Here is an 8,986-nt window from a genome sequence, read left to right as displayed (position 1 = left end):
TCTGGAGATCGTCGTCGAATACGGCGTCGCCATCGCCGAATTGGCGCGCCAGATCCGGCGCAGCGTCATCGCCGCCATCGAGCAGATGACCGCGCTCGAGGTCGTCGAGGTCAATATCAATATCAATGACGTCTACATCCCGGAGGACGACGACGCTCCCGCCGCCGCCACCCGCGTCCAGTAAGACCCCCTCGCAGAGGAGTCGCAGATGAACGCCACATCGATATGTCTAGCAGTCGGTCTCGCACTCGGATTCGCCGCCGCCTTCGGCGGATTGGGTGCCTTCGCCATCGTGCTGGTCTTCGCCGGCCTGGGATTGCTGGTGGGGCGCTGGCTCGACGGTGAGGTCGACCTGTCCGGATTGCTGCGATCGGCCCGGGACCGGGGCCGGCGATGACCGCCGCCGTCGTGCTCGAACCCGCGGGTCGGACGACGGTGAGTGATCGCGCCGTACAGCGCATCGCGGCGCGGGCCGCCCGGGAGGTCGACGGGGTGGAGTCCGGGGTCGGCGTGGACGCGCGGGTCACGGGTGATTCGGCGGTGCTGACGGTGCGGTTGCCGATTCGGTATCCGCTGCCGGTGGCGCGGATCGCGGAGCGGTGCCGCGAGCATCTGATTCGCCGCCTGGGTGAGCTGACCGGGGTGAGGGTGACCGGACTGGATGTCGAGATCTCGGCCATGGTTATCGAATCATCCTCGGCGGCAGGGGATTCCGGTGTACGGAGGGTGCTGTGATGCGCCGCCCGCGCCGTGTCGTCCCGGCGGTGCTGCTCGCGCTGGCGGTGCTCGCGGTGTGCGTGGTGGCGGTGATCTCGCTGACCGGAAGGCTGGTGGGCCGTTCGGAATTGGTCTCCTACGACTCGCTGGCCGATCGCCTGCACGGTACGCACTGGAGTGATGCGGCGGTGCTCGGCGCGGGCATCGCGATCGCCGGCGCCGGGCTGGTGCTGCTGCTCATCGCGGTACTGCCCGGCCGCCCCGTGGTGATCGCGCTGGACGAGGTCGGTGACAGTCCGGCGGGCCTGGCCCGGCGCAGTCTGCGCGCCGATCTGCGCCGCGCGGCCGCATCGGTGCACGGCGTGGAATCACCCCGGGTGCACCTGGGGGACAAGAAGATTCGAGTCTCCGCGCGCACGGGCCGCGCCGAGACCGCCGTACTGGACACCGCCCTGCGCGAGGCGGTCACCGGCGCACTGGACCGGATCGCACCGGCGCGGCCCGCGACCGTGCGCACCCGACTGCGATCGCATCGGCGAGGGGAGAGCTAGATGAATCAGCTCAATCGGCCCGCGCGCCTGAATCGCGCCCTACTGGCCTTCACGGGATTGCTGCTCCTGGCGGCGGGCGGTTATGTGATCGCCGCGAATCGAGATCGGCTGGGCTGGATCGATTCCGGGGCCCCGGTCGTGCCCGGCACCGGCGCGCCGCCGAACTGGGTGCTGGTGGTCATCATCGCAGGAGCGGTCGTCCTGGGTCTGCTGTGCCTGCGCTGGCTGTTCACCCAGCTCTTCCGCCTGCCCCGCGCGGTCGAGTGGGAGCTCGCCACCGCGGGTTCGGCGGGGGCCACCCTGCTGCCCTCTTCCGTTGCGGCCGACGCGGTTTCGGCCGATATCGAGCGGTATGCCCAGGTGCGTACGGCCTCGGCGGTCCTGACCGGTCCCGCCCGTTCCCCGGATCTGCACCTGATCATCACCGCCGAACCCGGCGCGGACCTCACCGCCCTGCGCCGCCGCATCCTCGCCGAGGCGCTGCCCCGCCTGCGCGCGGCCCTGGCGGTCGAGGTCGTTCCGCTGTCCATGGAGCTGCGCTTCGCCGAATGAAGTCCGGTTGCCGAGGGTTTCCGCGAGTGGGCGGCGGGGCATACACCTGATCGGGATGTGGGGATGAAGCATCTCGGTTAGGGTCGAGGCGGTTCGGCGCGAATGCGTCGGACCGCGCGTGGAAGGTGATGGATTTCGTGTCTTATCTGCTCTACGACTTTCTGGTGCCCTACCTGGGCGAATCCGCGGCCCAGTATTGGGCGAGCATGCTGGTGATCAATCCGCTCAATACCACCAATCCGTGAGTTCAATCCCGCGGGGCGTGTCCGATCCGGCGGGCGGCGGCGTGAATAGCCCGCGCCGCCAACGGTTTTCGACGGCCGGTCGGAGCGTCGCCCGAGGGCGTCGGCGGTTCGGCCCGGTGTCGCTGTTGCGGCGTGATAGCCGCACGCTGTGATCCGGCTTACAGCTGTCAACGTGAGCGGTCCAGTTGTGTCCGACTGGCTATGAAGTGGCCTGATCGCGGGGCCTAGAATCGTGGTGTTCGATCCCCAGCGATTCTATTTGCCCAGATGATCAGGAGTTTGCCGTGACCTCGTCCGACACCACCCCCTCCATCGGCACCGCCCGCGTGAAGCGCGGCATGGCCGAGATGCTGAAGGGCGGTGTGATCATGGACGTCGTCAATGCCGAGCAGGCCAAGATCGCCGAAGATGCCGGTGCCGTCGCCGTCATGGCCCTCGAGCGCGTGCCCGCCGATATCCGCGCCCAGGGCGGTGTTTCCCGCATGTCCGATCCGGACATGATCGACGGCATCATCTCCGCGGTCTCCATCCCGGTCATGGCCAAGGCCCGGATCGGCCACTTCGTCGAGGCGCAGATCCTGCAGTCCCTCGGGGTCGACTACATCGACGAGTCCGAGGTGCTGACCCCCGCCGATTACGCCAATCACATCGACAAGTGGAACTTCACCGTTCCCTTCGTCTGTGGCGCGACCAACCTGGGCGAGGCGCTGCGTCGTATCACCGAGGGCGCGGCCATGATCCGCTCCAAGGGTGAGGCCGGCACCGGCGATGTCTCCAACGCCACCACCCATATGCGCACCATCCGCGGCGAGATCCGTCGCCTGACCTCCCTGTCGGGCGATGAGCTGTTCGTCGCCGCCAAGGAGCTCCAGGCCCCGTACGAGCTGGTCCGCGAGGTCGCCGAGACCGGCAAGCTCCCGGTCGTCATGTTCACCGCCGGTGGTATCGCCACCCCCGCCGATGCCGCCATGATGATGCAGCTCGGCGCCGAGGGCGTCTTCGTCGGCTCCGGCATCTTCAAGTCCGGCAACCCGGCCCAGCGCGCCGCCGCCATCGTCAAGGCCACCACCTTCCACGACGACCCGGATGTGCTCGCCAAGGTCTCCCGCGGTCTGGGTGAGGCCATGGTCGGCATCAATGTCGAGGAGATCCCGCAGCCGCACCGTCTCGCCGAGCGCGGCTGGTAATCGGCCCCCGCAAGCTGAATCCCGCCGCAGGGCAGTCCTTTCGGATTGCCCGGCGGTTTCCTTTTCGACCGCCATTTCTCCAATGAGGGCCCTCTGGGCGGGGTCACCGTCCGGAGCGATCTCGAATCCATTTGCGGCAGTGTGGAATCGCTCAGCGCCGAGGATGCGTGGAGCGCGTTTTCATCGTGGTGGCCAAACGTAATCGGCAGCCGCCGGATCGAATTCAGCGGGTCTTCTTCCTGGCCTGGATGCATAACGAGGGCTGCCCCGACCGCTGGAAGCTGTTGTCCAAACCGCATCAGCGCGAACTGCTGTATCGGCCCGAGGTGCTGACCCTGATTCCGCGCAGCACCGAACCGCGCGAATGGGAGACCTCCTTCGGCTGGGTCGATCGTGAATCCGATCGCTTGGCGCTGTTCGAGCGGATATGTGCCGCAGCGGATTCCCCGCCGACCCAGTTGCTCGGTGACGGCCCCGAACGGGAGCAGACCCGGGGCCTGATCGCCCTGCTTGCCGAGGGCGCCGGCTATATCGAAGGCCAGGTCTTCGACTCCTGATCGACTGTGCGGCAGCGCTATCCGGCAGGTTGCTGGGCGGGGGCTGCGCGTCAAGGACCGCATACGCGCCCCGAAAGTCGTTGTGTGCTGTGTCACACCCCGTTTTGCCTGCGAAATCAGGCTCCAGCAAACCCTGGCTACTTTTCCGGATTGTGCTGCGGCAAATTTACTACCTGCTAGTTTCTGGTTACTGTTCGCCACAGTCGCCGATGCATCTGCTGAAGCGCAGTCTTCTGGCTAGGAGCCCGCATGCTGGAAATCGACCAGTTCACCTATGGTTGGTTGACCCCCACGCTCGCGTATTTCATGTCGGTCATCGGGTCATTGCTGGCATTGCGCTGCATGGTTCGGGCGCGTACTCAGAACGCGCATCGCGGGTGGATCATCACCAGTGCGATTGCCTTGGGGGGCACCGGAATCTGGGTCATGCACTTCATCGCGATGCTCGGGTTCTCGGTGTCCAATGCGACCATCCGCTACGACGTTCCGGTAACCGTGCTGAGCGCCCTGATCGCCATGGGCGTTGTCTGGCTTGGCCTTTCGATCGTGGTGCACCGGCACGGCGGTGAATGGTTCGCCCTGGTCACCGGTGGCGCGATTACCGGGCTGGGCGTGGCCGCCATGCACTACGCGGGTATGTATGCGATGAAAACCGATGTCTCCGTGCAATACGACCCGTGGGTGGTGCTGCTCTCGCTGGTGATCGCGATCGTCGCCGCCACCGCCGCGCTCTGGTTCGCCCTGCACGTCCAGGGTCTGGCCGCCACCATCGGCGCGGCCCTGATCATGGGAATCGCGGTGTGCGGCATGCACTACACCGGAATGTTCGCCATGCACGCCCACGTCGCCGAACATATGCACGCCCCCGCGGGCGCCCAGGCCAACCAACTCCTGACCCCCCTGATCATCGCGGTCAGCATGGTCACCATGATCATGCTCTTCCAGGTCGGCATCACCGAGATAGACGAACCCGACCTGAGCCGGATCCGCGGCCAATACGCCAGCCGCTTCTGGCCCAGCAATCACACCGAACTCCCGCCCCGCCCCAAATTCCGCGCCGACGACTTCCCCACCGAGAAGTTCGACCCGCACCGTGTAGACCCACGTCACCGCCGCTGACTCTGCTCCGGCGATACCCGTGGCGGTCGCGGCACCGGGACGACCGTCGGGTCAGCGCGCACGACCGGCAGGACGGCGACGGCCTCACAGGGTTCGTCGTCGGGACCCGGAGGTGGAAGACGGTGTCGGCGGGGATCGCCAGCGCATCGCCCGCCCGCCAGCGCGCATCTGGCCGCGTACGGCCATCGCGGGCTCGGCGCGTCCTACGGTTATGTGCTGCGCACGCTGGCCGAGAACCCCCTCACCGCAAGTCAATTGGGGGAGCGGCTGGGCATCACCGCGCAGGGCGCGGCCAAGGTCCTCGATGAAATGGTGCGGCACGGCTATGTGGAGCGGCGCGCCGATCCCGCCGATAAACGCGCCAAACTGCTGCACCTCTCCGATCGCGGGCGCGACCTGCTCGAGACCGTGCGCGCCTTCCACGCCGAGTACGAGCGCGAGCTGATCGCCCGGGTCGGCGCGGATCAGGTCGCCGCGGCGCGCGCCGTCCTGGGCGAGATCGTTAGCCGATTCCGTTGCGGAGCAGGCTTTTCGGACGCTGTGACTACTGGCCCGCGGTCTGTGTGACGCCCGCCTGCTGCCGGCGCACGGCCGCGACGTACTCCGCGACGGCATCGCGATTGCGCTGGAGGCAGCCGATGCGCGCGGTCATTCGATCGCGCTCCTGTTCGAGCGTGGCGAGCATCTCCGGCGTCGGATTGTCGAAGTGGATGGCGCGCGGCCCGTTCAGGCACGGCAGGATCTGTTTGATGATCCGGGTCGGCAGCCCCGCGGCCAGCAGACCGCGAATCTGCAACACCCGATCCACATACGCCTCGTCGTAGTCCCGATACCCGTTGGCGCAGCGGCTGGAGACGATCAACCCCTGCCCCTCGTAATAGCGGAGCAGGCGCGCGGAGGTCTCCGTGCGCCGCGACAGCTCGCCGATTCGCATACCGACCAATCTAATTCACCACGGCCCCACCCTCACATCCGTGTGAGGGCTATTCGCCCCGCTGCCGCATATTCTCGGCGACCTCCGCCTCCCAGGCTTCATCGGCCTTGGTGGTGTCGACCTCGAATTCGAAGCGCCGCACCATCTTCGGATCGATATCGGCGACGTCGACGTAGAACTGGTCGTACCAGCGGCGCAGCTGATAGACCGGTCCGTCCTCCTCGGTGAGCAGCGGATTGTCGATCTTGGACTTATGTTCCTGCGGGAAGCCCGCGATCAGGCTGTTCACCGGTTCGTCCTTATCGGGGGCGCAGGCGGTGATGTACGCGAGCGCGGCGATCATCCCTGCGCGCAGGGCGGATTGTTTCCGTAGCCTGGACGGGTGGGAGAGAGGGACTTCGCTCGTGGGGACGGGACGGGCTGGGATTTCGCCGGGGTGGCCGATGCGGAGCTGGGTGGGGCGATGATCGGATATCGGGATCTGGGCGGGTCGGGGCTCGGTCTCCAGGTTGCGGGGGCGGCGGCGATCACCGTGCTGATCGGGTTCGGGGAGCGGGAGGTGATTGTCGATGATGCGGTGGGGCGGAGCATTTCTGGTGGATTCGTCGTCGGGTTGCCGGTGGAGGCCATGAGCGTGTGGAGTGAACGGGCGGAGTGTGTCGAGGTTCGGCTTTCGCCGCCGGGGGCGTATTCGCTCTTGGGTATCGCCCCGACCGCTTTGGGGCGGGGCGCGGTCGGGCTCGAGGAGCTGTGGGGAACGCGGGTGGGGGAGCTGCGGGAGCGACTCGCGGAGAGCCGGACCTGGGACGAGCGGTTCGCGTTGACGAAATCGTTTCTGACACAGGGGGAGCGGCCGATGCGGCTGCCCGATCCCGAGGTGCTGGCGGGCTGGCATCGGATACTGCGCTCACACGGTCGGGTGCGCATCGGCGAACTCGCCGAGGCTGCCGGGTGGAGTCATAAGCGGTTCGGGGCACGGTTCGAATCGCAGCTGGGGCTGACGCCGAAACGGGCGGCCATGCTGGTGCGATTCCGGTACGCGGTCGACGGATTGCTGGCGGGGCGGCCCGCCGCCGAGGTGGCGGTGGACAGCGGGTACACCGATCAGGCGCATTTGTGCCGGGACGTCTCAATATTCGCGGACCGTACGCCGCGGGCGCTGTCGGCCGCGTACGAGCCCGCCATCTCCCGGTACCGCTATCGGGCGTGGGGGAAATTCTTCCAAGACCGGGCGGAGGCCACCGTTCGATAGTGGTCGCATGACCACCACTCTTGATCCCGAGAAATTGCGGACCGCGCTGGCGAACGTCCATACCGCGGGTATCCCCGGCCTCTTCGCCGAGGTGCGCGATAACGACCGAACCTGGTGCGGCGCGGCCGGAGTCGCCGATCTCGCCACCGGCCGCCCCGTCACCGCCGAAATGCGGCACCGGGTCGGCAGCATCACCAAAACGTTCACCGCCGCCGCGGTGCTTCAGCAGGTCGACAACGGCGCGGTCGACCTCGATACGCCGATCGGCCACTACCTGCCGCGACTGGTTCCGGGCGAGCGCGGCCGCGCGATCACGGTGCGCATGCTGATCAGCCACACCAGCGGTCTCGCCGAATACCTCCCGTACGCCTACCCCTCCCTCGCGGCCTTCCCGAACGTGGCGAAGACGACGCCGAAGAGCCTGCAGGACCACCGGTTCACCCTCTTCGATCCGATCGAACTGATCGGCATGGGCGTCGCCGCACCCGCCTCCGGTGCGCCCGGCGCCGCACCGGGGGTGTACTCGAACACCAATTACCTTCTGCTGTGCCAACTTCTGGAGTTGATCACCGGCACCTCCGCGGAGAAATGCATCACCCGCGATGTCATCGAGCGCGCCGGACTACGCGACACCGAATTCCCGGCCGGACCGCACATCACCGGACCGCACTCACGGCACTACGAGGCATGGCTCGGCATGATCGACCCCCCTCGCGATTTCAGCGTCTTCGACATGTCCTTCGTCGGACCCTCGGCCTCACTGATCTCGACCGTCGCGGATCTGAACCGCTTCTTCGCCCTGCTGCTGTCCGGGGAAATAGTCAGCCGTTCCGCCCTGGAGCAGATGCGGCGCACCGGCCCGGTCATCTCCTTCGAGGGCAAGACCATCCACTACGGTCTCGGCCTGCACAAGATGATCATCCCGGGATCCGGAATCCATTGGGGCCATGACGGTTCCGTCTGGGGCGGCGGTGCGCTTTCATTGACCAGCGCCGACGGCGCACGGCAGCTGTCCGTCGCGGTGAACCTGCAACGCTGGAATCGACTCGGCCCCGACGGCCGCCCGCAACCCCATCCCATCGATGACGCGTTGCAGGGCTTCATCCAGCTCGCGCTGTCGCGATGACGCTCGGCTAGGACCGCTCCGGGTAGCTCGGCCAATTCGACAGCGCGGTATGCAGCGCGTCGACGATATGCGGCCAGGACTGCTCGGACGGGCGGGAGTGCGCGAACCCGCCCGCGGCCTCCAGGGTGGCGAATCCGTGAAAAGTGCTGCGCAGCAGGCGCGCCGCGTCCAGTCCCTCGGATTCGCCCAACCCGTAGCCGCGCAGGATGGCCGCGGTCAGCTCGATAGCGCGCAGCAGCGCGGGCTCCTGCGCCACCTCGGCGGGATCCATCCGAATCTGGGTTGCCGCATAGCGTTCCGGATAGTCGAGCACATAGGAGCGGTAGGCGTCGGCGAAGGCGACCAGGGCGTCCCTGCCGGACCTGCCGACCATGGCCGCGGCAATGCGCTCGTTCAACTCGGCACTGGCCAGCAGCGCCACCCGCACCCGCAGATCGTGCAGATTGCGCACGTGCACATAGAGACTCGGGTCCTTGACCCCGAACCGCCGGGCGAGTGCGGAGAGGGTCAGCTTGTCGAAACCGATCTCATCGGCGAGCTCCGCGGCCGCGGTGACCACGCGCTCGGTGGTCAATCCCGCTCTCGGCGACATACCGGCCTCCGTCCTACGGTCTATAAGGCGAAACCTAAGATCGATAGGCACAAGGTAGCAAACCACGCGAACCCGCACCTGCGCAGTGGTGCCGACTCCCGCGCCGAGACGGCCGGTACGGCAGACAACCGCGGGTCGAAATCGACTGTGCCGC

13 protein-coding genes and 1 pseudogene are annotated in these 8,986 nt (G+C 67.1%); 11 read left to right on the top strand and 3 right to left on the bottom strand.

From position 1 onward, the window contains the following. From NA10_RS05225 to NA10_RS05185, 9 genes are all read left to right on the top strand, one after another. A partial coding sequence (locus NA10_RS05225; protein ID WP_157556069.1) for an Asp23/Gls24 family envelope stress response protein occupies positions 1–184 on the top strand: 184 nt, incomplete at its 5' end. Positions 185–208: 24 nt separating this feature from the next. After that, positions 209–397, top strand: a complete 189-nt coding sequence (locus tag NA10_RS05220) for a hypothetical protein (RefSeq protein ID WP_067564142.1) — start codon at positions 209–211, stop codon at positions 395–397. Then, on the top strand, positions 394–735 hold the full coding sequence (locus tag NA10_RS05215) for an Asp23/Gls24 family envelope stress response protein (protein ID WP_067564139.1): 342 nt from the start codon (positions 394–396) through the stop codon (positions 733–735). The genes NA10_RS05220 and NA10_RS05215 overlap by 4 nt, the downstream gene beginning before the upstream one ends. Further along, a complete protein-coding gene (locus NA10_RS05210) occupies positions 735–1,268 on the top strand; it encodes a DUF6286 domain-containing protein (protein WP_084514326.1) in 534 nt (177 codons plus the stop codon). The genes NA10_RS05215 and NA10_RS05210 overlap by 1 nt, the downstream gene beginning before the upstream one ends. Then, a complete protein-coding gene (locus NA10_RS05205) occupies positions 1,269–1,820 on the top strand; it encodes an Asp23/Gls24 family envelope stress response protein (protein WP_067564134.1) in 552 nt (183 codons plus the stop codon). 529 nt (positions 1,821–2,349) lie between these two features. After that, a complete protein-coding gene (gene pdxS, locus NA10_RS05200) occupies positions 2,350–3,252 on the top strand; it encodes a pyridoxal 5'-phosphate synthase lyase subunit PdxS (protein ID WP_067564132.1) in 903 nt (300 codons plus the stop codon). A gap of 167 nt (positions 3,253–3,419) precedes the next feature. Next, on the top strand, positions 3,420–3,809 hold the full coding sequence (locus NA10_RS05195; protein WP_067564129.1) for a hypothetical protein: 390 nt from the start codon (positions 3,420–3,422) through the stop codon (positions 3,807–3,809). A gap of 249 nt (positions 3,810–4,058) precedes the next feature. After that, positions 4,059–4,928, top strand: coding sequence for an MHYT domain-containing protein (locus tag NA10_RS05190; protein ID WP_084514325.1), 870 nt, complete (start codon positions 4,059–4,061; stop codon positions 4,926–4,928). Between the two features lie 168 nt (positions 4,929–5,096). Next, a complete protein-coding gene (locus NA10_RS05185) occupies positions 5,097–5,495 on the top strand; it encodes a MarR family winged helix-turn-helix transcriptional regulator (protein WP_084514324.1) in 399 nt (132 codons plus the stop codon). Here NA10_RS05185 and NA10_RS05180 read toward each other — a convergent pair. Together NA10_RS05180 and NA10_RS05175 are read right to left on the bottom strand one after the other, a co-directional pair. After that, positions 5,473–5,862, bottom strand: a complete 390-nt coding sequence (locus tag NA10_RS05180; RefSeq protein WP_067564124.1) for a MerR family transcriptional regulator — start codon at positions 5,860–5,862, stop codon at positions 5,473–5,475. The genes NA10_RS05185 and NA10_RS05180 overlap by 23 nt on opposite strands. Before the next feature lie 49 nt (positions 5,863–5,911). Beyond that, positions 5,912–6,121: pseudogene (locus NA10_RS05175) on the bottom strand (3-ketosteroid-9-alpha-hydroxylase); the annotation flags it as partial. 123 nt (positions 6,122–6,244) lie between these two features. Between NA10_RS05175 and NA10_RS05170 the strand changes: the two are divergent. Together NA10_RS05170 and NA10_RS05165 are read left to right on the top strand one after the other, a co-directional pair. Next, on the top strand, positions 6,245–7,114 hold the full coding sequence (locus tag NA10_RS05170) for a helix-turn-helix domain-containing protein (protein ID WP_245677045.1): 870 nt from the start codon (positions 6,245–6,247) through the stop codon (positions 7,112–7,114). 7 nt (positions 7,115–7,121) lie between these two features. Continuing rightward, positions 7,122–8,240, top strand: a complete 1,119-nt coding sequence (locus tag NA10_RS05165; protein WP_067564118.1) for a serine hydrolase domain-containing protein — start codon at positions 7,122–7,124, stop codon at positions 8,238–8,240. A gap of 7 nt (positions 8,241–8,247) precedes the next feature. Here the strand turns inward: NA10_RS05165 and NA10_RS05160 are convergent, their stop codons facing one another. Beyond that, a complete protein-coding gene (locus tag NA10_RS05160; protein WP_067564115.1) occupies positions 8,248–8,832 on the bottom strand; it encodes a TetR/AcrR family transcriptional regulator in 585 nt (194 codons plus the stop codon). Positions 8,833–8,986 lie beyond the last annotated feature (154 nt).

It is taken from the genome of Nocardia acidivorans NBRC 108247 (assembly GCF_001625085.1).
GTDB lineage: Bacteria > Actinomycetota > Actinomycetes > Mycobacteriales > Mycobacteriaceae > Nocardia > Nocardia acidivorans.
This window is presented reverse-complemented; position numbering and strand designations above follow the sequence as displayed.

Coding starts and splice junctions, on each gene's coding strand:
- NA10_RS05190 (WP_084514325.1), top strand. CDS start 4,059: ATGCTGGAAATCGACCAGTTCACCTATGGTTGGTTGACCCCCACGCTC.
- NA10_RS05215 (WP_067564139.1), top strand. CDS start 394: ATGACCGCCGCCGTCGTGCTCGAACCCGCGGGTCGGACGACGGTGAGT.
- NA10_RS05180 (WP_067564124.1), bottom strand. CDS start 5,862: ATGCGAATCGGCGAGCTGTCGCGGCGCACGGAGACCTCCGCGCGCCTG.
- NA10_RS05165 (WP_067564118.1), top strand. CDS start 7,122: ATGACCACCACTCTTGATCCCGAGAAATTGCGGACCGCGCTGGCGAAC.
- NA10_RS05210 (WP_084514326.1), top strand. CDS start 735: ATGCGCCGCCCGCGCCGTGTCGTCCCGGCGGTGCTGCTCGCGCTGGCG.
- NA10_RS05205 (WP_067564134.1), top strand. CDS start 1,269: ATGAATCAGCTCAATCGGCCCGCGCGCCTGAATCGCGCCCTACTGGCC.
- NA10_RS05160 (WP_067564115.1), bottom strand. CDS start 8,832: ATGTCGCCGAGAGCGGGATTGACCACCGAGCGCGTGGTCACCGCGGCC.
- NA10_RS05220 (WP_067564142.1), top strand. CDS start 209: ATGAACGCCACATCGATATGTCTAGCAGTCGGTCTCGCACTCGGATTC.